The organism is Clostridium sp. KLE 1755 (assembly GCF_000466465.2).
Lineage (GTDB): Bacteria > Bacillota > Clostridia > Lachnospirales > Lachnospiraceae > Eisenbergiella > Eisenbergiella porci.
Window position 1 is genome coordinate 111,891 of sequence record NZ_KE992693.1, and the last position, 23,402, is coordinate 135,292.

General features: G+C 51.1%; 18 protein-coding genes and 1 pseudogene. 1 reads left to right on the plus strand and 18 read right to left on the minus strand.

The genetic code is table 11. The features are described 5' to 3' along the window. The 9 genes from HMPREF1548_RS09935 to HMPREF1548_RS09975 all read right to left on the minus strand — a co-directional run. A partial coding sequence (locus HMPREF1548_RS09935) for a DegV family protein (RefSeq protein WP_021635901.1) occupies nt 1–564 on the minus strand: 564 nt, incomplete at its 3' end. A 173-nt stretch (nt 565–737) separates the two neighbouring features. Next, entirely contained in the window at nt 738–1,532 is a 795-nt protein-coding gene (locus HMPREF1548_RS09940; RefSeq protein WP_021635902.1) for a polysaccharide deacetylase family protein, read from the minus strand. After that, nucleotides 1,529–2,413 carry an L-serine ammonia-lyase, iron-sulfur-dependent, subunit alpha gene (gene sdaAA / locus HMPREF1548_RS09945; RefSeq protein WP_035321724.1) on the minus strand — a complete coding sequence of 295 codons (885 nt, stop codon included), beginning with the start codon at nt 2,411–2,413 and terminating at the stop codon, nt 1,529–1,531. The genes HMPREF1548_RS09940 and sdaAA overlap by 4 nt, the downstream gene beginning before the upstream one ends. A gap of 106 nt (nt 2,414–2,519) precedes the next feature. Further along, nucleotides 2,520–3,197: an L-serine ammonia-lyase, iron-sulfur-dependent subunit beta gene (gene sdaAB / locus HMPREF1548_RS09950; RefSeq protein WP_025489736.1), complete on the minus strand. Its 678-nt coding sequence runs from the start codon at nt 3,195–3,197 to the stop codon at nt 2,520–2,522. Between the two features lie 285 nt (nt 3,198–3,482). Next, nucleotides 3,483–5,063: an FGGY-family carbohydrate kinase gene (locus HMPREF1548_RS09955; protein ID WP_021635905.1), complete on the minus strand. Its 1,581-nt coding sequence runs from the start codon at nt 5,061–5,063 to the stop codon at nt 3,483–3,485. 36 nt (nt 5,064–5,099) lie between these two features. Next, a complete protein-coding gene (locus tag HMPREF1548_RS09960; RefSeq protein WP_021635906.1) occupies nt 5,100–6,830 on the minus strand; it encodes an FAD-binding oxidoreductase in 1,731 nt (576 codons plus the stop codon). Then, nucleotides 6,827–7,195, minus strand: a complete 369-nt coding sequence (locus HMPREF1548_RS09965) for a DUF1667 domain-containing protein (RefSeq protein WP_021635907.1) — start codon at nt 7,193–7,195, stop codon at nt 6,827–6,829. The genes HMPREF1548_RS09960 and HMPREF1548_RS09965 overlap by 4 nt, the downstream gene beginning before the upstream one ends. Continuing rightward, a complete protein-coding gene (locus HMPREF1548_RS09970) occupies nt 7,192–8,445 on the minus strand; it encodes an NAD(P)/FAD-dependent oxidoreductase (protein ID WP_035321730.1) in 1,254 nt (417 codons plus the stop codon). The genes HMPREF1548_RS09965 and HMPREF1548_RS09970 overlap by 4 nt, the downstream gene beginning before the upstream one ends. Before the next feature lie 29 nt (nt 8,446–8,474). Next, on the minus strand, nt 8,475–10,190 hold the full coding sequence (locus tag HMPREF1548_RS09975; protein ID WP_021635909.1) for an NAD(P)/FAD-dependent oxidoreductase: 1,716 nt from the start codon (nt 10,188–10,190) through the stop codon (nt 8,475–8,477). Nucleotides 10,191–10,410: 220 nt separating this feature from the next. Here HMPREF1548_RS09975 and HMPREF1548_RS09980 point away from each other — a divergent pair, with 220 nt between their 5' ends. Next, the gene (locus tag HMPREF1548_RS09980; RefSeq protein ID WP_051358361.1) at nt 10,411–11,010 is read left to right on the plus strand and encodes a TetR/AcrR family transcriptional regulator; all 600 of its coding nucleotides are present in this window, start codon (nt 10,411–10,413) and stop codon (nt 11,008–11,010) included. A gap of 205 nt (nt 11,011–11,215) precedes the next feature. On the opposite strand, the gene HMPREF1548_RS09985 is transcribed toward HMPREF1548_RS09980, so the two are convergent. The 9 genes and pseudogenes from HMPREF1548_RS09985 to HMPREF1548_RS28870 form a co-directional block, all read right to left on the minus strand. Continuing rightward, on the minus strand, nt 11,216–13,474 hold the full coding sequence (locus HMPREF1548_RS09985) for a glycoside hydrolase family 3 protein (protein WP_021635911.1): 2,259 nt from the start codon (nt 13,472–13,474) through the stop codon (nt 11,216–11,218). Nucleotides 13,475–13,937: 463 nt separating this feature from the next. Next, nucleotides 13,938–14,867, minus strand: coding sequence for a translation elongation factor Ts (gene tsf / locus HMPREF1548_RS09990; RefSeq protein ID WP_035321667.1), 930 nt, complete (start codon nt 14,865–14,867; stop codon nt 13,938–13,940). A 48-nt stretch (nt 14,868–14,915) separates the two neighbouring features. Further along, on the minus strand, nt 14,916–15,683 hold the full coding sequence (rpsB, locus tag HMPREF1548_RS09995; protein ID WP_025489728.1) for a 30S ribosomal protein S2: 768 nt from the start codon (nt 15,681–15,683) through the stop codon (nt 14,916–14,918). Nucleotides 15,684–15,930: 247 nt separating this feature from the next. Continuing rightward, nucleotides 15,931–16,716, minus strand: coding sequence for a GTP-sensing pleiotropic transcriptional regulator CodY (gene codY, locus HMPREF1548_RS10000; protein WP_021635914.1), 786 nt, complete (start codon nt 16,714–16,716; stop codon nt 15,931–15,933). Between the two features lie 131 nt (nt 16,717–16,847). Then, on the minus strand, nt 16,848–18,929 hold the full coding sequence (gene topA, locus HMPREF1548_RS10005) for a type I DNA topoisomerase (protein ID WP_021635915.1): 2,082 nt from the start codon (nt 18,927–18,929) through the stop codon (nt 16,848–16,850). 216 nt (nt 18,930–19,145) lie between these two features. Next, nucleotides 19,146–20,297, minus strand: a complete 1,152-nt coding sequence (dprA, locus tag HMPREF1548_RS10010; protein WP_021635917.1) for a DNA-processing protein DprA — start codon at nt 20,295–20,297, stop codon at nt 19,146–19,148. Then, the gene (locus tag HMPREF1548_RS10015) at nt 20,294–21,910 is read right to left on the minus strand and encodes a YifB family Mg chelatase-like AAA ATPase (protein ID WP_021635918.1); all 1,617 of its coding nucleotides are present in this window, start codon (nt 21,908–21,910) and stop codon (nt 20,294–20,296) included. Before HMPREF1548_RS10015 ends, dprA begins: the two co-directional genes overlap by 4 nt. Nucleotides 21,911–22,104: 194 nt before the next feature. Then, nucleotides 22,105–22,758 carry an RNA polymerase sporulation sigma factor SigK gene (sigK, locus tag HMPREF1548_RS10020; RefSeq protein WP_021635919.1) on the minus strand — a complete coding sequence of 218 codons (654 nt, stop codon included), beginning with the start codon at nt 22,756–22,758 and terminating at the stop codon, nt 22,105–22,107. 87 nt (nt 22,759–22,845) lie between these two features. Beyond that, nucleotides 22,846–23,402 (minus strand): annotated as a pseudogene (locus tag HMPREF1548_RS28870) (coproporphyrinogen III oxidase); the annotation flags it as partial.

Genomic DNA, 23,402 nt, shown 5'->3' on the forward strand with positions numbered 1-23,402 from the left:
GCCTGCCGCGCCTGCCACCTTGCCGATTCTTCCGCCGGCCTTCAGGTATTCCATATTTCCTACCGTAAAAAAGATTCTGCCGGAGCTTCTGATTTCTTTGATCCTGGCAATCGTTTCCTCATACCCTGCCCCGCTCTCCTGCATGGCCGCCGCCTCAAGAACCAGAAGCCCCTGAAGCACCGTATTCACCGTCGCATCCATCACCGTAATTACCGCCTCAGGATAATCTTCCAGAATCAGCTCCTTTGCGGACAGAGCCGACTGCATGGAGCCGCTGAATTTTGTGGTGATGCAGATACAGAAAACCGGAACCTTCTCCCTGGCGTACGTTTCAAAGGCATCATAATAATCCTGGATGGAGGGGAGGGAGGATTTGGGATAAACGCCCGGGTTATCCACCATCTTCTGATAAAACTCCCGGATTCCAATCTCTTCAATTTCCTTCTGATAATTCTTATTATCGAAGGACACGTAAAAAGGCACCACCCGAATGTGTTTTTTTTCTGCCAGCTCCGGAGGCAGATCGCAGGAGCCGTCACTGATAATCTGAAAATTGCTGTCCATGTTTTTTCACTTTCCTGTTGATTTCCGCGGGCAACGAACCAGGCAGACACATCGGCGTGTCCTGCTGCTTTGCCGCACAAATACAGTTTTACCACTATTCCGCTTATCAGTAAAGCCTAATCTGCCATTCTATGGTAAAATCTCTGATAAATTACGGTCAGTCCGGACAGCATCTATCTTTTCCACAGCTTCCCGGCACGGATGCAGACGGGCTCACCGTCTACACTGATCCAGACGTCAAGAGCGGACGGGTTGTATACCATGTGCATGTCCGTACTGAAAACCAGGCTTCTGGCTGCTGTCACATAATCCTTGATCTGGATGTTCGTGGCATACCATACGTCCTCCTGATCCGCCGCCATTTTACAGAATTCTTCCATTACCTCCCAGTTGTCCGCACCATCAAATTCAAAGCTGTGGCCCCAGACATAAAAAAGCAGCATCTGATCAAAATCCCGTTCCTTAAACTGCTTCCAGAGTCCCTTCAAATCCCCGTTATGATGGGCTGTCGGATGCCATTTCATAAAATCCTCAGGAAGATCAAACCGGCCTGTGGCCTCCACCGTCCGGCTGTATTCCATGCCGCAGCTGCGGGCCAGCTCGATTACATGCTCCGAATATGCGCCGAAGGGGTAAGACATGCCGCGTACCGGATAGCCGCAGGCCGCCTCCAGCATTTTCTTATCCTCCAGTATTTCCGTAAGCACACCCGTATCGGGGATCTGCGTAAGATAAGGATGGGTCACCGTATGTACGGAAACCTCATGGTTGCGGTACAGCTGTGCCAGCACCGATTCCTTTACATAACGTTCCTTACCGATATTGCCGCTGTTAAGATGAAAGGTTCCCCTGATATGGTATTTGTCAAAAAGAGCCGCCAGACGGACATCAAAAAGCTGTCCGTCATCATAGCTCATAGTCAGTGCGCGTCTTACCCCGCCGGGAAATAAATTCGTCTTTACCGTCATTTTTCTTCTCCTTTGTTGTTACCGTGTCTCAGCCGCATTCCCGTAGGCGTAACCGCCAGTCCGCCTTTGGCCGTTTCCCTCACTGACTGGGGCATCGCCTTCCCTATGGCATACATGGCGTCCACCACCTCGTCAAAGGGAATATAGCTCTTCACTCCCGCCAGCGCCAGATCCGCAGAAAGCAGGGCATTCATGGCTCCGGAGGCATTCCTCTTAATACAGGGGATTTCCACAAGCCCGGCCACCGGATCACAGGTAAGTCCCAGTACATTTTTCAGAGCCATGGCCGCAGCATGGAATGCCGCCTCCGGTGAGCCGCCCAGCATTTCCGTAACAGCCGCCGCCCCCATGGCCGCAGCCGCTCCGCATTCCGCCTGGCACCCGCCTTCCGCTCCGGAAACCGTAGCCCGGCTGCCTATGATAATCCCTATGGCAGAAGCCGTAAATAAAGCATTTACCATACATTCCCGATCCAGTCCCCTGCTCTGCGCACATGCCAGAACAGCCGCAGGCACGATACCGCAGGAGCCGGCTGTAGGGCAGGCCACAATGCACTGCATGGAAGCATTGATTTCCGAACAGGAAAGAGCCATGCCCACTGCCAGCGATGCCACCTCTCCCAAAAGGCTTTTCCCTTCCTGACGGTACTGCTCATAAAGGCAGGCATTACCGCCGGTCAGCCCGCTTACGGAACGCACCGGTTCCCTCCTCGCTTTCTGCGCGGAGCGCTCCATCACAGAAAGCGACTGGTCCATCTGTTCCCTGAGCTCTTCCCTTGTCCTGCCGCTGCGTTCCATCTCCTGATTCAGTGCATATTCCCACAGCGTCTGATTGTTTTCCTTTAATGTATTGATCAGATTTTCCGTATCCAGTATAAACATAATCTTCCCTGCCCGCTGTCCTCCCGGCATCCCATTTCCCGGGACACCTGCACAGCTCCTTTCTTTCTTCGTAACTGTCCGGTTCCTTCACAGCCACTGCCGGGCGTCAGCCCACATCCCCCGGATTGAGCAGCAGTACCTGTTTCACTCCATATACCCTCTCCAGCGCATTTTTCAAATGCTCCGGAAGCTCCCCGTCCAGTTCCATATACATACATGCGGTCCGGCCGTCATCAGTACGGTTCACCTGCATATTTCCTATATTGATCCGATAGGCATACAGAATCGCGGTAATTCCCGCAATCACCCCCGGCTCGTCCGTATGCTTGGTGGCCAGAATCGGTCTTTCCCCTGAAAACTGCACCGTCACGCCATCGATTTCTGTAATGCAGACGCTGCCGCCGCCGATACTGCTTCCTGTCATGGTAAAAAGCCTGCCGCTTTGGGTGATAAGCTCCATGTGCACGGTATTCGGATGCACATCTCCCAGATCCGCGGGAATAAACTCCGCTTCAATCCCCTTTTCCGCCGCCAGCTCATAGGCCTGCTTCAGCCGTTCATCATCGTACCGGATTCCCTGAATCCCCGCCAGAAGCGCCTTGTCGGTTCCGTGCCCCTTATAGGTCTCCGCAAACGAACCATGCATGTAAAAGCGGGCCTTTTTTATATCCTCCCCGCAAAGATGCCTGGCAAGCAGGCCCAGTCTGGCCGCACCCGCCGTATGGCTGCTGGACGGCCCCACCATCACCGGACCAATCATATCAAAAACACCATAATGCTTCACCGTACGCTCCTCCTGAAAAGAGCCCTGCAAACCTGTGATAGCTGCAGGGCCTGTCTGTTCTGTTAGTATTTGTTTTTCCGTTTCTATTATACCTTTGCCATGCCGTTTATGTCCAGCATTTTCAGAGCTTTTGTGCCAAATTGTGTTATTTATGTTACTGTTCACACAGTACTGTGCATTTACTGCACAGTACGTAAGAAAGTGATTCAAGAGTGCATAAATCCCATTGCCGCAGGCAATTTTTAATGGATTTATGCAGTTACTGGTCACGGAGTGAACAGTAACTTATTTATAAATATCGTTCAGACGCTGGTACAGCGGAGACAGGCGTCCGTAAATATTTCGGAAAATTTCTTCATACAGCGTATTGTATATCTGATGCTGCTGCATATCCGGGGAAAAGAAATCTTTTTTGAAAACCATGCTGCCCACCGCTTCTTCATAGTCTGTAAACTCTCCCATACCCACAAAGGCCGCAATAGCGCTTCCGATCCCGGAAACCTCAAAGGTCTGTGTGCGGATAACGGGAAGTCCGAACATGTCTGCCGTAATCTGGCAGATTTCATCGCTCTGGGCACCGCCGCCGCCCACATAGATTTCAAGGAATTTATGTCCTGACTGCTTCTCCAGAAGCTTCAGCCCGTCCATAAGCGCAAAATTAATCCCTTCAATAATGGCCCTGTAAATATGTATCCTGGTATGCACATCGGAAAATCCGATCACAGCCCCTTTTGCCACCGGCATGGTGGTATTCGGCGTAAAATAGGGCTGAAAAATCAGTCCCTCACATCCCGCCGGCACTTCCTTCAGCCGCCGGTTCAGCAGCTCCTCCGCGGAAATTCCCAAAGTCTGCGCCGTTTCGATTTCCTTGGCGGCAAATTCCCGCTTGAACCAGGAAACCAGCCAGTAGCCCCTGAAAATTTCTATCTCCGGCGTAAAATGTCCCCTCATCACCGACGCATAGGGCGGAATAAAACGTTCCGGCTCCACATAGGCATCGGTGGTAAAGGTTACCGTGGCCGTAGTTCCGAAGCTGATCGCCGCCTTTTCTTTCGTAATGCAGCCTAATCCCAGGATCTCACAGGCCTTATCTGAACCTGAGGCAATGAGAGGCAGCCCCTCCGGCAGCCCCGTATCCGCAGCTGCCTTTGCCGATACACGTCCCAGTATCTCTCCCGGCTCCACGATCTCACAGAGTTTTTCCGGTTCAATGGGAAAGACGGGCCTGGTGAGATCACTTTTTTTCTGCCAGGTTCTCGTCCGGTGGTCAAAGGGAACCCTGCCCACCATACTGGCTGCGGAATCGACCATTTTCCCCGTCAGGCGGAAAATCAGATAGCCGCTTATCATCAGATATTTATAGGTCTTTTCCCAGTTCTCCGGTTCTTTTTCCCGCATCCAGTTGCACTGGGCCTTCCGGTACTGCATATTGGCCGTCTGCTCCATTCCCACAGCCTTCAGCATGATTCTGGAGAGCTGGGAAAAGCGCGGCGTCCCTTCCGCCTTCCTGTTGTCCAGCCACACAAAGGCCGGGCGGATGGGCGTCCCTTCCCGATCCACACAGACACAGGTGCTACGTATGGCCGTCAGGGAAACCGCCTCCACACGCGCCCATCGATCCGGCTCTTTTTCCTTCAGTGTCAGGGCTGCCTCACAGAGCTTGCCGTAATAAAACTGCGCATCCTGCTCCGCATAGTCCGTATCCGGCGAAACATAAGGCGGCTCATGCTTTTTCTGCGCCTTTGCCAGGATAGAGCCTCTGTTATTGATAAGCAGTGCCCTGGTGCTCTGTGTCCCCACATCAAAAACCAGTACAATCCGTTCCTTTTTCTCTTGCTTCTCTTGCGTGAATTGCTTTCCTTCCATAATCCCCCGCCGCTTTCCATCCCTTTTCCGCCTGCATCACTCCTTCAGGAAACGCTTTTCCTCCTCAGGGACATCAAAGCCCAGCGTTCCTCCCGGGTTCATACAGTAGTCCGGATCAAAATAATTTTTCAGTGCACACAATACCCCATATTCCGTCCTTCCCAGCTGTCCTTCCAGCCAGGGTGCGAACATCTTGCCGATGCCGTGGTGATGGCTCATGGCAGCGCCGGATTTCTGGATGGCGTCCAGAATCGTACTGTGGTAAGCCCTGAATTTTTCCGCATCATCCATCCTGGTAATAAAAATGAAATACAGGTTTGCCCCCTGGGGATAGCAATGGGACATATGGGTTGTGACGATGGTATTGGGCAGCTTATGACAGACCTCACGTACCTCCCTGTGTACTTTAGCCATGTTGGACCAGTTGACAGTGCACTCCAGCGTATCCGTCATCACGCCGAAATCCAGCATGGTATCCCTGAGATAGGGATCGGTAAAACGTCCGTGCTCCCAGCTTTTTGTCACATAGGAGGTTAAGCTCATGCCGCCGAACTGCCTGGCGATTCGTTTTATATTTTTTGCCACGTTCCTGGAAAATCCCTTTTCCCCGTCCGTAAAGCCCAGGAAAAGGCAGCGCTCCATATCCTTGTAGCCCCTTAAATCGAACAGCTTCTGCAGCGGTGTTTCATCCACGTTGTAGAGCCGCAGCATCAGATTGGTTTCCTCCGGATCGGAAAGACGGAACACGGAGGAAAAACCGGCTTCACACTGCATCATTTCCCTGGCCGCCGCCATCCCCGTTTCCCAGTCATGGAAAATAAAGGAAAAACGCTTCCTGTTTTCCGGCATATAGCGGAATACCTTCAGTGTCACCTCCGTCAGTACGCCGAAGGTGCCTTCGCCGCCCATCATAATCTGGTTCAGATTGGGTCCGGTGGCCTCCCTGGGATAACCGCTTGTCTGAATGGTTCCCACCGGCGTGGCATATTTCTGGCTCATGACAATATCCGTAATGCAGCCGTAATAGGTGCTATTCTGTCCGGCGCCTCTGGTAACCACCCAGCCGCCTACGCTGCTGTATTCAAAGGACTGGGGAAAATGGCCGCAGGTATAGGCTCTTTTCGCCCCGAACAGCTCCGGCGCCCGGTTCAGGGTTTCCTCCAGCTTCGGCCCTGACATCCCGGTCTGTACGGTGATGGTCTGATCCGTTTCATTAAAGGAAAGCACCTTATTGTACCGCAGCCTCATATCCAGGGAAACGCCGCCCTTCACCGGTTCCACGCCTCTGGTTACGCTGCTGCCGCCGCCGTAAACATAGAGCGGTATTTTGTGCGCCGTACAGTAAGCCACAATTTTTTCTATCTGCTCCGTGGTATCCGGATACACCACCACATCCGGCAGGCAGTCAATGCGTTTCTGGCGCAGCCGCAGCGCGTCATATCCGGTTTTCCCATAAGCCACCGCCAGGCGGGGGTAATCGTCCGTGGTCACAAAATCCGCCCCAACAATGTCCTTAAACGCCCGGATATGCTCCGGTGCCAGACGGCACGGCGCATTCAGCTCCACCCGGTCCATGCCGATATCCCCGTCATACGCTTTAAAATCTTCGTCCGTCATTCCGAACTTTTCCTTCATCATTTTGTACAGGGATTCCTTGGGATATTTCACAAAATCAGGATCTCCCCACCGGAAAACAGAACGGTAGCTGTCCTTTGGCGCCGGTTCTTTCACCCAGGCCGGTTCAAATTCTTTATATGGTTTGCTCATGTTACCCCTTTCCATTTCAAAATATTGCTGGTGGCTATCACATCCACACCCAGGCCGCATACATCAGGTATCACCGTTTCTCCTCTTCCCACAGGCCCGGTTATCAGCGCCTTATTAATTTCCTCCATCACCCGGAATATCATTTCCCTGGGTATCTGTGACTCTGTCCTTACCGGGATCACCGGCACCTTGGGATAAATAGTCCGCACGGTGGAGCATACGCTTCTTGTGGGAGCCGTCATCTCCCTGACCGCAAATTCTTCCCCTCTTTTGCACCGGTTCCCTGTGACCCTAAACCCGCCTTCCGCTTCCTCTACCATAAGCCGGCAGCCGTTGGGACAGACAATACAGGTAAGCTCTTTCATCCGCCGCCTCCTCTCAGGGTAAATAACAGGCGGGATCCCGCTGTTCTACCCAGTTTTTTAAAATCCAGAGTCATCCTTTCCATTTCCGGCGGTTTCAAATCCTCATACTCCTTTTGGAAAAGAATATGTTCTCCGTCATGAATTTCCAATACCGCCCTGTCCAGGCTTCGGCTGCTTCTGAAATACAGCACAACAGGCTGCCCTGATGCCGCTTCCACCCTCTGAGGCACCAGGTAAAGCAGGGAAGGATCCGTTTCCAGCGTTATGTATTCTCTTTGGCGGCGGGTATAATGGGCCGCGTTTTTTCCCGCCCGCTCGCCGCTTTCGGACACATAGTCAACCAGATCATTTACATGCATGGCATTCCCACAGGTAAACACTCCTTCCACATCAGTCATCAGGGAATCGTCGCATATCGGGCCTTTGGCCGCCGCGTCCATGGTCACTCCCAGCTGTTCTGCGATTTCATTTTCCGGGATCAGGCCGACGGAAAGGATGAGGGCATCGCAGCTTATCCTTTTTGCCGTTCCTGCAATGGGCTTCATTTTATCGTCCACACGGGCGATTTCCACGGCCTCCAGCCGTTCCTGGCCAAAAACTCTCGTTACCGTATGGGAAAGGAACAGCGGAATCTGATAATCCTCCAGACACTGTCGGATATTTCTAGTCAGCCCGGAAGGCTCCGGCTTCACTTCATAGACTCCCAGCACCTTTGCCCCCTCCAGTGTCAGCCTGCGTGCCATGATCAGGCCTATGTCGCCGCTTCCCAGGATCACGCAGCGTTTCGTCACCATTTCGCCCAGAAGATTGACGAAATGCTGGGCGCATCCCGCTGTAAAAATCCCCGCAGGCCTGGTTCCATGGATGAAAACCTGCCTGGCCGTCCGTTCCCTGCAGCCGGTTGCCAGCACTACCGCACGGGCGCGTATACCGTTCACTCCCGTCCGGTCCACCACACTGATGGCAAAGCCCTGTTCTTCCTTATGTATCTGAGTCACAAAAGCCTGAATCCGGCAGGCGATTTCCCGCCGCTCAAACTCTTCTATAAAGCGTTCCGCATATTCAGGCCCGGTGAGCATTTCCCCGAACCGCACCAGGCCGAAGCCGTCATGGATACACTGCTTCAGAATTCCCCCCAGCCGTTCCTCCCGTTCAATCAGCAGCACCCGGGCCCCTTCCTTATCTGCGGCAATTGCAGCCGCCAGCCCCGCCGGACCGCCCCCTATCACACAAACATCATATTCTTCCAAATCTATGGCTCCTTTCTGCGCCTGCACGGCTATCCTTTCGTAGGCCCATAGCTGATTACAGCTTCCGTTCCTGATTTCTTCACCCGGGAGAGCGGGATTCCCTCATGTTCGCTGATAATTTGCGCCACAAGCGGCATGCAGAAGCCTCCCTGACAGCGTCCCATGCCCGGACGCAGCCTTTTCTTAATACCGTCCACTGTACATACGGGAAGCGGTGAATTCAGGGCATCCAGTATTTCCCCCTTACTGATTTCCTCACATCTGCAAATGATAACGCCGTAATCCGGATTTTCCCTGATGAGCCTGTCACGCTCTTCCTCCGGCAGCTCCCGCAGCCTGGGAATCCCTTTTCTATTCGGCCGGAAGCCGGTATTGGGCTTTATCTCTTTCTGGCAGGATAGGGCTTTCACCGCCATGGCGGCCACATCTATAGCCACGGCCGGCGCTGTGGTCAGCCCCGGCGATTGGATTCCTGCGCAGTGAATCAGATTCTTCGTCCTGCGTCCCATCTCGATAATAAAATCTTCTTCAAAAGTAGCCGCCCTTACCCCGGTAAAATAGGTAATAATATCCCTTTGCGTCAATCCCGGCGAAGTACCCTTCTGTTTGGCAAATACCCGGTCAATGGAAGCGTGCTCCGTAGCAAAATTTTCTTTTTCCCAGGTTTCCACAGCATCCGGCCCCACCAGCACATTATCATCCACCGTATGCAGCATTCCGCCGCCCTTGGTATGGCCCGTCGTCTTTTTCATCGTTCTCACGGAAGAAATGGAACGGACAAGATGGCCTGCCTTCTTATCCAGGATGGAATTCGTCCCTCTTCTGGGATGGATGGAATAAAAACGATCCTGAGCCATCTTTGCCACATCCTCCGCAAAGGTTCCCGCTGCATTTATCACCAGGGAAGGATAAATGCTCCCTCGGTTCGTATGGACGCACTGGATGATGCCCTCCTTCACCTCCATGTCTGAAACCGCGGTATTCAGTGAAATCCTGGCGCCGTTTTCCACTGCATTCTCCCCATAGGCGATGGTCAGTCCGTAAGGACAGACGCAGCCGGCGCCGGGATTGTATATGGCAAACTTAAAATCAGGATTCAGCTCCGGCTCCGCCCTGCGGAATGCTTTCCTTCCCACCAGCCTGGTGTCTTTCACTTTGCACCGGTACTTCTTTTCCAGTACATACAGAAAAATGACCGGCAGATAGCGCCACTGCGTAAAGCCCACATACTGCCCGCACCTGCGGAAAGGAACGTCCAGCTCCTCACAAATCTGATCGTACATTCGGTTTCCCTTCAGCACATATTCCTGCTTCAGGCTGCCTTTCCTCAAATCCACACCTGGATGTACCTCGCCGTCATTCCGTCCCGAGGACTGTACCGCCAGATCGGCCTCTTTTTCCACCAGCAGGATATCCAGCTGCCAGCGGGACAGTTCCCTTGCTATACTGGCTCCGGAGATGCCGCCTCCAATAATCAGGACGTCAGGCGCGGCGCCCTCTAATGAAGAATCCCTCAGGCCCGGCATACGCATCCCGGGATTGCTGCCGCCTTCGAAAACAATATCATTTACCACATGCTTTTTCCGGTTCTTCTTCCCCTTCTGCACGCACATACCACAGGCTGCCACAATGTCTTTCCATTCCTTCAGGCGTCCGGTAACCACAATGTAATCCCCTTTATCCTCCGCCCGCACCTGTCCCCCATAGGCATCGTGCAGCCTTTTGTTAATTTTATCAATCCCCATATACGCCTCCTCAAGTCGTCCACATGACCGACTCTATGATTACAGCATAGCAGAGTGATGGGAAAAAGTCAAATAAATATGTATAGTTTTAATATTTTTACTTGATTCCTATTATATTTTATAGACATTTTACACAATATCAGCTATACTGATTTTTAAATACGGACAGCAAACGCAGTCCTTTATGTTTTATTCATTCAGGAAAGCAGGTATATTTATTATGGCAGCACCAAGAAAAGACAATGTGAAAGAATTAATATTGGATGCGGCGGAAAAGCTTCTGGAAACCAGGAAGCTTTCCGATATCTCCCTTTCCGAAATCGCCCATACTGCCGGCATTTCCAAGGGAACCCTCTATTACCACTATAAAAGCAAAAACGAAATCCTGTTCGATATTACGGATAAATATCTTGATGAGCAATGGAATGATCTCGTACGCTGGACGGAGGATGCCTCCAAAGACACCTCTCTGAACCGGCTGGTAAAATATGTGCTGGAAAGGGATGTTTCCACAGTGAATATGCGTCTCCATTTCTTTTATGATGCCATGCTCGGCAATGAGGAAATCCGCTTAAAGCTCCTCACCCGCTACCGGGAGTTTGCAGAGCTGATTGCAGGGAAAATCGCGGAACGTACGGAAAATGCAGATGCACAGTATCTTTCCTGGCTGATTCTTCTCCTCTCGGACGGCCTGTTCATCCACAAAACGCTTCGGAATGATGCGCTGGATGTGGACGCCTTTATCGGCCAGACCGCAGAGTATGCCCGTCTCTTAAAGCAACATACGCCATTACCCCAAAAGCAGTCCGACGGACAATAAAAAAGGCAGCCTCCCCCGGCGCTCTTTCTGTTCAAAGTGTGCCGGGCAGCTGCCCTTTTTTATTCCCGCGAGCAACGAGCCAAGTAGCCATGCTTGCATGGATATTTGGCGACTGCCGCGAGGGTCAAATACCCCGCTGCTCTGCAGCGCTGCAAGTTTGATACCCCGTTGCTTGCAGCGGGGTCTTTGATTGTCTCCTGTAGCTTTACTTCCTGCCGTATTCTTTCGTTCTTTCGTCCGAAATAACTCCTGAATAGTTCATGCCATAAGCAAAATCATAGGCATGGCCCTCTGAGTCGATGTATACGCGCATATCAAAGGCGCGATCCTCATCCTGTTCCTCCACAGTATCCATATCTGCAGGCATCTGCAAAGGAAGGAGGCCCATAGGCTCATATTTTCCCGTAATCACCTCCAGCACCGCATCCGGTGATACCCCGAATTCTACCAGAATGGCATCCGCATAAGGCTCCAGTTCACGAAATACCAACGGATTTTTAACAGTTACGGAAACTATAACGGGTTTTCCCTTCATCTGTTCCTTCGTACGGATTACCAGATCCAAATCTTCTTCGTTCGCCGCCGTATTTGTTTTCCCAAAATAGGAACGGTTGGTGAAATCCTCCAGCGGATCTCCTCCGGCCAGGCTTTCTTCTCTCGCCTTTTTTGCCGTGTAAGGCCTGTACTGCAATGTAACCGGAAGATAGCCGTTTCCGCCGGCAGCCCGATCTTCAGGACTGTATCCCACAGAAATCGGAGATTCAATGAAGCAGATGGCAGCATCCGCTTCTTCTGCGGTTTCCACCACTTCAAACCATTTCGCGGCCGCCTTCTTCCCGGAAGGAGTAACCACGCTGTCATCAGTAAGAATACTTATAAAATTTCTGTAAGGCCGGATATGCCTGTCAGGAATATATACCTTTACTTTTTCTTTCAGCGGCAGCGCCTGGTTCCTGTTTTTCAGAAGCACAACGGAATGCAGCTGGGAATCAAAGCCCTTCTTGACAAATTCCGGATTTCCCACTGTATCCAGAGATTTCTGCAGCTCCAGGTAGGGATTTTCAAACAGTCCGGTACGGAAAATATTTTTCAGCAGCCTCACTGCCGAACGTTCGAAACGTTTCCGCATGGCTTCTTCACCATATTTTTCACAGCCCATACGATATGCTTCAAGGACAGGCTTGATATCATTGTTGCCGCCGAACTGATCCACACCCGCCTCCAGCGCCTTCAAGTGCCTCTCCTCTATCGTAAGCTCTTCCACGCCCCAGCATTTTCCGGCGAATTCTTCTTCGGTTTTTCCGGTATTATGGGTAATTCCCCAGTCTGTACAGACGACACCGTCATATCCCAGCTGTTCCCGGAGCAGATTTCCAATCAGATAACGGCTGAAGGAATTTCCAACATTTTCTCCGTTTTCCTTATCCTGTCCGTAAGAAATTGTATAATAAGGCATTACCGCACTGGCGCTCTGTGTTCCGCCTTCCAGTGCAAAAGCTCCCTCAGAAAAGGGCCGCAGATGCTCTTCGAAATTTCCACCCGGATAAACCGCATATTTCCCATACGCATAATGCGCGTCACGGCCGCCCTCGCAGGGACCTCCTCCGGGGAAATGCTTTACCATGGTATTAACGCTCTCTTCTCCCCAGCCGTCAGCGCTTCCTTCCGTAGTCTGAAAACCGTCACAGTAAGCCTTCGTCATTTCTACAGCCAGCCTGGTATGCTCCCCAAAGGTATCAGCAAAGCGCATCCAGCGAGGCTCAGTGGACAGATCTATCTGAGGCGACAGAGCAGTGGCAATTCCAAGCGCACGATATTCTCTGGAAGCTATTTTACCAAATTCCAATACCTCCTGCGGATTAAAGGAGGCGGTCAGGCCGATGCCATTGGCCCATTTGGAAATCGGCTCTCCTGTGATTCCCTTATATTCTGCGCCGGAGTCCGCCCCATGCCTGGGATCTGAACTGTTATTGGCAGGAATCCCAAAGCCCGTATTTTCTGCCAGCGCCTGCAGCCTGTTATTCCATTTCACAGCGGTTTCGGTGTCCTTTAATTCCGTAATCAGCACATGCCGCACCTTGTCCTCTGTCAGGAATTTCTTCTGCTGATCTGTTAATTCCCATGGCTCCGCCTGGCTTTCCTCAAAGCTCTTCCCTCCGTAAGTGGCGGAAAACGGCCCATTCATACCGTCTGCCGGGATTCTCTGATGCGCGCTGTACAGCATCAGGCCTGCAATATCCTCAATGGGAAGCCTTGCCGCCAAATCCTCGGCTCTTTCCCGGGCATCAAGACGCCAGTCCTCATAAGGAGCCAGCTCTCCGGTTCCCAGGAAATCTTTAAAAGCCAGGCCGTCTACAGTGATTAGCTTCACCCGGCTCCCATCGGACAGTCCCAGGCACTTTCCCCCTTCATTGCGAATCAGACGGAAACCATCCTTCTGTTCTTCCTTCCACAGTTTTTCCATACTTTTGTCCTCTCCTGCATTCAGTCTGTATTAAGAATAAAAATATACATCTGCAAATATTATACAGGAGTCCCTGCCCAAATTCCAGCCATAATTCTTATGTTGTTGCTCCCATGCCATTGCTCCCTAATACACCCGCCATTACTGTCCTTACCAATATTCGTGTCCTTACCAGTATTCGGCAAAAAAAGACATCATCACGCATTTCCCTGCAAGTGATGATGTCTTTTTATTAATTCATGCTTTCAGCACATTTTCCAGTTCCGGAAATCAAAGACCCCGCTGCAAGCAACGGGGTACCAAACTTGCAGCGCTGCAGAGCAGCGGGGTATTTGGTCTACGCTCCGCTTCGGTCGGTGCAAAACATGTGCCACTGGCACATAGCACCCCTCGCGGCAGTCGCCAGATATCCATGCAAGCATGGCTACCTGGCTCGTTGCTCGCGGGAATAAAGAGGTACGGATTACATACCAGCCTGAGCTGCAACCTCTGCTGCGAAATCGTCAACTTTCTTTTCAAGACCTTCGCCAGTTTCAAAACGAACGAATTTCTTTACAGAAAGCTTAGCGCCGTTTTCTTTGGCAACCTGCTCAATATATTTGGCAACGGTCAAATCTCCGTCCTTTACATAAGCCTGCTCAAGCAGACATACTTCCTTCAGTTCCTTTGCAAGACGGCCGGTGATCATTTTCTCAATAATGTTAGCAGGCTTGTTTGCATTCTTGGGATCGTTCTGAGCCTGAGCCATCAGGATTTCCTTCTCATGCTCTTTGTAATCCTCCGGAACGTCTGTGGTAGCCACATACTTGGGAGAAAGAGCAGCAACCTGCATAGCTACGTTAGACAGGCACTCTTTTACCGCATCATTCACCACATCAGTATCAGCTTCTACGATAACGCCGATTCTTCCGCCGCCGTGTGTATAGGATACAACACAGCCATGCTCTGCGGTAACCTTCTCAAATCTTCTGATGTTCAGGTTCTCGCCAATAGTAGCGATCTTCTCAACCAGCGCTTCTTTTACAGTTTTGCTTGTGTCAACATTCCAGGGCTCAGCCATGAATGCATCCATGTCAGCAGCGTCAGAATCTACTGCCTGCTGTGCAACCGCTGCAACGAATTCCTGGAAGTTCTCGTTCTTGGCAACGAAGTCTGTCTCAGAGTTAACTTCAACAACTGCTGCTGTTGTATCATTCTTTACTGCAATACGGCAAAGACCTTCTGCTGCGATTCTGCCTGCTTTCTTCTCTGCTTTGGCCTGTCCGTTCTTTCTAAGGAACTCCATAGCCGCTTCCATATCGCCGTTTGTTTCATTTAATGCTTTCTTGCAGTCCATCATACCTGCTCCGGAAAGCTCTCTTAATTCTTTTACCATTGCTGCCGTGATAGCCATTGTATTATCCTCCATGAAATGCTTTGCTTTCACTCTTACAAGTTAAAATTATTCAGCTGCCGTCTCTGCTTCAACTGCCACTTCTTCAATATCGGTTGCTTCGGTAGCCAGGGCAGCTTCATCATAAACTGCCTCGCCCTGATTTGCTTCGATAACAGCGTCTGCCATCTTGGATGTGATTAATTTAACTGCTCTGATAGCGTCATCATTACCAGGGATGATGAAATCCAGTTCTTCCGGATCACAGTTGGTATCGCCGATACCGATCAGGGTAATTCCCAGAATGTGAGCTTCCTGTACGCAGATTCTTTCTTTCTTGGGATCTACGACAAAGATAGCATCCGGAATTCTTGTCATATTCTTAATGCCGCCCAGGTTCTTTTCCAGCTTTTCCCATTCTTTCTTAATCTGGATAACTTCCTTCTTGGGAAGAACGTCAAAAGTTCCGTCCTCGGCCATAGTCTCGATCTGTTTCAGTCTTTCGATTCTGCTTCTGATGGTCTTGAAGTTGGTAAGCATACCGCCCAGCCATCTTTCATTTACATAATACATTCCGCAGCGTTCTGCCTCAGCCTTAACAGCATCCTGAGCCTGCTTCTTGGTACCAACAAAAAGGATGGTGCCGCCCTGTGCTGCGATTTCGGAAACTGCATTGTAAGCTTCGTCAATCTTTCCTACGGACTTCTGAAGATCAATGATATGGATACCATTTCTCTCGGTGAAGATATAAGGAGCCATTTTAGGGTTCCATCTTCTTGTCTGATGTCCAAAATGAACACCTGCTTCCAGCAACTGCTTCATAGAAATAACGCTCATGTTTCTTACCTCCGTTTGGTTGAATTCTTCCGCATGCATCTCAATGGAAAGCTTTCTTCCCATTTTCCAGCCACTTCCGCGTTAAAGAAGCACCGGCCTGGAAATCAGCACGCGTGATTTTTGGTCACAACGTTTGGATTATAACATAAAAAATCCCCCTGCGCAAGGGGGATTACAAAAAAATACCATCTCAGTCAGGCATTTCGCAGCTGCCCATGTAACTGTACTGCTGTAAAGCTTACGCAGCTTATGATTTCATATTCTCTTCCATTTTCCTGACCTCTTCAAATACTACATCATTCCTGACTTTAATATAGGTTCCCTTCATTCCTGAGGAGCGGGACTCTATGATGCCGGCGCTTTCAAACTTGCGCAGGGCATTGACAATTACCGAACGGGTGATTCCAGCTCTGTCCGCTATCTTACTGGCGACCAGAACGCCCTCCATCCCGTTAAGCTCCTGAAATATATGGACTATCGCCTGGGTTTCAGAATAGGACAGCGTTCCGATGGCCGACTTAACCACCGCTATCTTACGGCTTTCCTCAGCGCTTTCTTCACTGACCGACCTGAGCATTTCCAGGCCTACGACGGTGGTACCGTATTCGCAGAGGATAATATCATCAATATCATACATATCGCCATGCCGGTAAAGGAAAAGTGTCCCAAGCCGTTCTCCGGCAATCTCAATCGGTGAAACCACGGCTGCAAACTTCATAAAAACCTGATTTTCAAAACCTAAAGTAGCAAGATTAACATTTTCTTTGGTTGACAGCACGGAAAGGAGCCTTTCGTTCAGCAGGGGATCGATGAAACTGCCCACCTCGTTCTTCAGCAGCTCCGCAATGACCTCATTACGGTCTGAAGTAGCCACTCCAAGTATCTTCCCTTTCCTGCTGATCACCAGCACGTTAGAAACCAGTATCTCACGCATTACCTTGCATATATCGTTAAAAACCACTTTACTGGAATTGTTGTTATGAAGCAACTTTCCTATTTTACGTGTTCTGTCCAGCAGTTGAACGCTACTCATGTTAGTTTTCCTCCGGCAGAATGCCCAAACTTATGACACTATTGTAGCACAGACCCCTGCCAGACGCAACGGATTTTGTCACCCCGCCAGTTCCGGACAACACAAGTACTTACAGCCAAATTGAGCAGTCTTTAATCTTCTGATTTCTTTTCCATTATATAGCCGCAATCTTCATTATAACAAACAAGCTTATTTCCTTTTTCCAGCATCAGTGAACCGCACTGCGGGCATTTTTCTTTGGACGGCTTCTGCCATACCATGAAATCACATTCCGGATTTCCGATGCAGCCGTAATACTTCCGGCCTTTTTTTGTCTTTTTGAGTACAATGTCCTTACCGCATTTCGGACAGGGAACGCCGACCTTTTCAAAATAGGGTTTGGTATTGCGGCATTCCGGGAATCCGGGACAGGCCAGGAAACGACCGTGGGGACCATATTTGATGACCATGCGCCTGCCGCAAAGCTCGCATTCTTCATCGGATTCTTCATCCGCAATCTGCACCTGCTCCAGCTGCTTTTCAGCCTGTTCCACAGCTTCGTTCAGATCAGGATAGAAATTGGATACCACAATCTTCCAGTTAACATTTCCTTCTTCCACGCCGTCCAGCAGGGCTTCCATATTAGCAGTGAAGCTCACATCCACAATCGTGGGGAAAGCCTCCTTCATCATGCTGTTGACCACTTCGCCCAGCTCAGAAACATACAGATTCTTATTCTCCTTAACCACATATCTTCTTGCAAGAATGGTGGTAATGGTGGGGGCATAGGTGCTGGGACGTCCGATCCCCTGCTCCTCCAGCGCCCTTACCAGAGAAGCTTCCGTATAGTGCGCCGGAGGCTGCGTAAAGTGCTGGGCCTCCTGGAAGCTGTCAAAGGTGAGACGGGTGTCCTTGTCAATCCCTTTTACCAGGGTGTTCCCTTCTGCCTTCTCATCCTCCTCCTGGGTGTATACGCTCATAAAGCCGTCGAATTTCAGCTTGCTGGCCGCCACCGTAAAACGATGTTCCGCCGCATCGATTTTCACAGATGTTGTTTCATAAACGGCAGGAGTCATCCGGCTTGCCACAAAACGCTTCCAGATAAGCTGATACAGCCTGAACTGATCTCTGGAAAGTGATTCCTTCAGTTCCATGGGCGTCCTTGAAATATCTGTGGGACGGATTGCTTCATGGGCATCCTGTATTTTCTGACCGCTCTTCTTTTCCTGTGTCTTGGCCCCGGTATATTCCGGGCCATAGTTCTTGTCAATGTACAGCGCAGCCTGATGCTCCGCTTCTTCAGATACACGGGTGGAATCGGTACGCAGATAAGTAATGATACCTACCGTGCCATTGCCTTTAATATCAATTCCTTCATACAGCTGCTGTGCCAGACGCATGGTCTTCTGTGTGGAAAAATTCAGCACCTTGCTGGCTTCCTGCTGCAGCGTGGAGGTAGTAAAGGGCAGAGGCGCTTTCTTTACCCGCTCGCCTTTCTTCACATCCGTCACCTGATAAAACGCGCCGTCCAGATCCTTTTTGACCTTATCCACATCCTCCTGGCAGGTGAGGTTCTGCTTCTGGCTGGTGGTTCCGTAATACTTTGCCGTCAGCAGCTTTCTTTCCCCCGGTATTTTAAAGGAAGCGTCCAGCGTCCAGTATTCCTCCGGGATAAACGCGTTGATTTCATCCTCTCGGTCGCAGATCATACGCAGGGCAACAGACTGGACACGTCCGGCGCTTAAGCCCCTTTTAACCTTTGCCCACAGCAGGGGGGAAATCCGGTAACCCACCATACGATCCAGCTCCCGCCTGGCCTGCTGGGCATCCACCAGCGACATATCGATTTCCCTGGGATGCTTCAGCGATTCCTTAACCGCATTTTTCGTAATTTCATTAAAGGTGATGCGGTATACCTTTTTACCCGTTTTTTCCAGGTTCAGCGCCTTGGTCAGATGCCAGGAAATCGCCTCACCCTCACGGTCGGGGTCCGTTGCGAGATATATTTTTTCCGCTTTTTTCACTTCCTTACGCAGATTGGCAAGGATATCTCCTTTACCGCGTATGGTAATGTATTTCGGTTCGTAATCGTTTTCAATATCAATTCCCATACGGCTCTTGGGCAGGTCCCGGACATGTCCGTTGCTGGCCGCCACTTCGTAGTTGGGGCCGAGGAATTTCTTGTTCGTCTTTACCTTTGCAGGTGATTCTACTATTACAAGATATTTTGCCATACAGACTTATTATCTCCTTCTCTTTTGCGCCGGACGCATTCGCGCCGCGCACCTCATACCTTCCGTGCCAGACGGCACGCAGTACCGGTTCACAAACCTTACTCCGTCGATTCCTTGCCGTAATCAAAACAGCCAGCAATCGTGAATCACTATACACCATATTTTCTGCCGTGGCAAGGAATTTTATAAAAATATCAGGTTTTCTTTTCGAAAATATTAATTTTTACCATTCCTGAAAAAATAGCCTCCCTCCTGTCCCGCCGCTCCTTCCATATGCAGCTCCAGCAGCTGCTGCATAAGGATGGGAAGAGGAATGATACAGCCGCTTTTACGCATTTTTTCATAGAGCTGCCCCGGTGTCTGGGGGGTGAAATCAAGGCAGGCGGCCACCCGCTGCTTCAGGCTCTTCTCTTTCATGGGACGGTTTTCCTGGGAATTCCTCTCCCTTGGATAATTCGATACCATCCGTTTTCCCGAAGGGATTTCCATCTGCCGCGGCCGGCAATTTTGGCCCAGTTCTTCCAGAAGTGCCGACGGGCTGATTGCGACACCGGCTCCCTGCCTGATAAGCGTATTGCAGCCGCTGCTCAGGGCATCCGTTACCCGCCCGGGAATTGCAAATACCTCCCTGCCCTGTTCCAGAGCCATATCCACCGTAATCAGCGTACCGCTTTTTTCTCTGGCCTCCACCACGAGGATCAGGTCGGACAGGCCGCTGATGATACGGTTTCTGGGCGGGAACAGTCTTGCCTGGGGGAGGGTTCCCGGCGGATATTCGGACACAATTCCGCCCCGCGCAGGTATCCGGTCAAACAGTCTGCCGTTCTCCGCAGGATAACATACATCCACGCCGCAGCCAAGTACCGCATAGGTCCTTCCACCGCAGTCAAGCGCTGCTTCCTGGCTGATGCCGTCAATCCCCCTTGCCAGGCCGCTTACCACCTGGACACCCGCTGCAGCCAGCGCGGAGGCAAAATATCTGGCCGACTGTTTACCATATTCGGAACACATCCTGGCGCCTATCACTGCCACGCTCGGCGTCCCCTCTTCCGGAAGCCCGCCCCGAACGTAAATACCCTGAGGGGCATCCGGAATTTCCTTAAGCCTTGCAGGATACTCCGGATCAGAAACAGGGAGAAAACGGATTCCCCGTTTAAGAAGCATCTGATATTCCTGTTTCACATTTTTCTCTTTTCTGGCGCGCTGAAAGCTTTTCAGCTGGGCCGCAGACAGAAGCCCGGCCAGCTCCTGTTCTTTCATTTCATACACGGCCTGTGCGCTGCCGGCCCTCTTAAGCAGCCGGCCCGCTGTCACTCTGCCTATTCCTTCTATATTACATAGCCAGTAAGAAAATTCCCTTTCCGTCACCCTTTTTTCCTCCAGTATTTTCCATCGGCCATCCGGTAACAGGCCGCCTCACTCAAATGAACCTGTTCGATAGTATCTTTTCCGTCCAAATCTGCCAGCGTACGCGCCAGGCGGATAATCCTGTGATATGCTCTGGCGCTTAACTGAAGTGCATGAAATAGCTGTTCCATATATTGCTGCTGCGCCAGGCCCAGACGGCAGTATTTCCTGATTTCCCCTGGTCCCAGCTGGGAATTAAAACGCAGCCCGGTTCCTGCATAGCGAGCCTCCTGCCTGGCTCTGGCTTCCATCACCTGCATTCTCAGGCTCCGGCTGTCTGCTCCCGTACCGGCATTTTCGCCTGCCAGTCCCGCAAAATCTATCCGTGATACCTCTGTAAAAATATCCATTCTGTCAAGAATCGGACCGGACACACGGTTCAGATACCGCTGAACCTCACCGGGCGTACAGCGGCACCGGTTTCTGTCAGGATAGTAGCCGCAGGGGCAGGGATTCATGGCAGCCACAAGCATGAAATCCGAAGGATATACATATGTACCGCTGTTTCTGGCAATCTGTACCCGGCGTTCCTCCATGGGCTGCCGCAGCAAATCCAGCGTGGCTCTTTTAAACTCTGTCAGCTCGTCCAGAAACAGGACGCCTCTGTGTGCAAGACTGATCAGCCCCGGCCTGGGCACCTGACCGCCTCCGGTGAGGGCCCGAGAGGTAACAGTATGATGCGGACTGATAAAAGGCCTGTTTTTAAAAAGCCCTGCCCCTTCTTCCATCAGTCCCGCCACACTGCGCACCTTCGTCACCTCCAGCCGTTCCTGGGTCGACAGAGGCGGCAGAATGGACGGGATGCAGCGGGCCAGCATGGTTTTACCAGAGCCGGGAGGGCCGATCATGAGTAAATGATGAAAGCCCGCGGCGGCTACCACAGCCGCCCGTTTAGCGCCCTCCTGCCCGGAAACATCCGCAAAATCCGGCAATATTTCAGCCAGGTCCGCCATTCTTTCCATATTGGCTGCCACATTGCCTGACATGCTGTCTGCGTCTGTATTTTTTTCTGTTTTTTCCATATACATGATATCTTTATACAACAGGTTTTCCGGGACACCGTCACGGCACTGCAGAAGCTCTATCAGCTGTATGAGACAGCCGGCCCCCAGAATTTTTATTCCTTCCACCAGCTGTGCTTCCGCAAGGTTTTCCAAAGGGACGATACACCGCTTTAAGCCCTGCTTCTTCGCTTCCAGCGCCATGGGAAGAATCCCCCTCACCGGTTTGATTTCCCCGCTCAGGCCCAGTTCTCCCGCTATCATGGAGTCCTTTACGTAATCCTGGGGGATCATGCCCGTGGAAACCAGTATTCCCACCGCCACAGGCAAATCGTAGGAGGTGCCCTCCTTGTGGAGGCTGGCCGGAGAGATATTCACTGTAATACGCACAGGAGGCAGCGCCGCCTCCGCATTTTTTAAGGCCACACGGATTCGCTCCCTGGCCTCCTTGACTTCGCTCCCCAAGAGGCCCACCATTTCAAAGCCCGGCAATCCCCTGGAAGCGTCCACTTCCACCCGGGCCAGATAGCTCTCCATACCATGCAGCCCGCCTGTATAAACTGTACTGTACATTTTTTTCTCCTGCAAATCAGATGAATGGCCTTGAAAAAGGCAACAGATAGTTGATCGATAAAAAGATTAAGATAATAAGAATAAATAAAGAAATTATAAATAAGAAAATACAAGATTGCAATTTGCAATTTCTTTTCAGAATAAGAAATCACGATACGAAGGAACTGCAAATTGCAATATTCTTTTGTGCTTCGTTACAGGTAGTGGACCTCCATTTTTTCGAAGCCCTCACGCAGCTTGTTCAGAGCCCTTTTTTCAATCCGGGACACATAGCTTCTGGAAATATCCAGCTTTTTGCCGATTTCCCGCTGAGTGACCTCCTCGCCGCCGTACAGTCCGTAGCGCAGACAGATGATTTCCTTTTCCCGTTCCGTTAACAGGGTATCAATCAGGCCGGAAAGCTTGCCGAGACTTCTCTCCAGCTCCATCTGATCCACGATGTCAGGCTGCTCCTGCGGCGTAACATCCAGCAGGCTGATTTCATTTCCCTCCCGGTCGGTGCCTATCGGATCATAAAGCGAAACCTCGCGGGATGTCTTTTTTTTGCTTCTGAGCATCATCAGCAGCTCGTTATCTATGCATCTGGCCGCATAGGTGGCCAGCTTGCTGTTTTTGGATGAATCAAAGGATTCCACCGCTTTGATGAGGCCTATGGTTCCAATGGATATCAAATCCTCCATATCCTCATCTACGTTCTGATACTTTTTTGCGATATGGGCTACCAGCCGCAGATTTCGCTCAATCAGTATCTGCTTGGCTTCCCTGGCTTTTACGCCGTCACTCCCCTGCAGCGCTTCCAGACACGCGCTTTCCTCCTCTTTCGACAGTGGTTTCAGAAAGGTTTTCAACAGGAGCCCCCATAGTCAATTTAATACTATTCTATGTGGCGCCAAAGCTTATAGTGCCAGTACTTTTCAAAACCTTTCAGGAGTCTTTCAGAATAAAAATTCGGAAAGCGCATAGTTGCTGACGTCAATTCCATAATCAGTCAGCTTTAAAAATTCTTCGTGCACACCGTTTTTTTCCTGGGAATACCGTTCCAGCAGCCCTTCGTGCGTGAGCTTTTCCACCGGTCCTGCGTAAACCTCCTCCACAGTCCTGCCAAAGGCCTCACGGAACCGTCGGAGGGAAATACCTTCGGTAATCCGCAGGCCCAAAAACATGAATTCTTCCATCTGCTCCTCTGCGGACAGCGTCTGAACCGCCTGCTTCACAGGTGTGGCAAACCCTTCAGCTGCAGAACCGGACAGGTATTCCTTCATATCCGATGTATTGTTCCAGCGCACATTCTGCCGAAGGGAAGCCGCCCCCAGCCCGAAGCCCGCGTAGTCGGTCCGTTTCCAGTAGGAGAGATTGTGGCGGCAGGAAAAACCCGGCCGGGCGTAGTTGGATATCTCATAACGGCCATAGCCGGCTTCTGCCAGATACGCCTTCGTCTGGCTGTACATGAGACGGTCCGTTTCCTCATCCGGCAGGGGCGGGGGTCCCCCCG

Coding starts and splice junctions, on each gene's coding strand:
- HMPREF1548_RS09940 (WP_021635902.1), bottom strand. CDS start 1,532: ATGACGGTAAAGACGAATTTATTTCCCGGCGGGGTAAGACGCGCACTG.
- sdaAA (WP_035321724.1), bottom strand. CDS start 2,413: ATGTTTATACTGGATACGGAAAATCTGATCAATACATTAAAGGAAAAC.
- HMPREF1548_RS09955 (WP_021635905.1), bottom strand. CDS start 5,063: ATGGAAGGAAAGCAATTCACGCAAGAGAAGCAAGAGAAAAAGGAACGG.
- HMPREF1548_RS09960 (WP_021635906.1), bottom strand. CDS start 6,830: ATGAGCAAACCATATAAAGAATTTGAACCGGCCTGGGTGAAAGAACCG.
- HMPREF1548_RS09965 (WP_021635907.1), bottom strand. CDS start 7,195: ATGAAAGAGCTTACCTGTATTGTCTGTCCCAACGGCTGCCGGCTTATG.
- HMPREF1548_RS09975 (WP_021635909.1), bottom strand. CDS start 10,190: ATGGGGATTGATAAAATTAACAAAAGGCTGCACGATGCCTATGGGGGA.
- HMPREF1548_RS09980 (WP_051358361.1), top strand. CDS start 10,411: ATGGCAGCACCAAGAAAAGACAATGTGAAAGAATTAATATTGGATGCG.
- HMPREF1548_RS09985 (WP_021635911.1), bottom strand. CDS start 13,474: ATGGAAAAACTGTGGAAGGAAGAACAGAAGGATGGTTTCCGTCTGATT.
- tsf (WP_035321667.1), bottom strand. CDS start 14,867: ATGGCTATCACGGCAGCAATGGTAAAAGAATTAAGAGAGCTTTCCGGA.
- rpsB (WP_025489728.1), bottom strand. CDS start 15,683: ATGAGCGTTATTTCTATGAAGCAGTTGCTGGAAGCAGGTGTTCATTTT.
- codY (WP_021635914.1), bottom strand. CDS start 16,716: ATGAGTAGCGTTCAACTGCTGGACAGAACACGTAAAATAGGAAAGTTG.
- topA (WP_021635915.1), bottom strand. CDS start 18,929: ATGGCAAAATATCTTGTAATAGTAGAATCACCTGCAAAGGTAAAGACG.
- HMPREF1548_RS10015 (WP_021635918.1), bottom strand. CDS start 21,910: ATGTACAGTACAGTTTATACAGGCGGGCTGCATGGTATGGAGAGCTAT.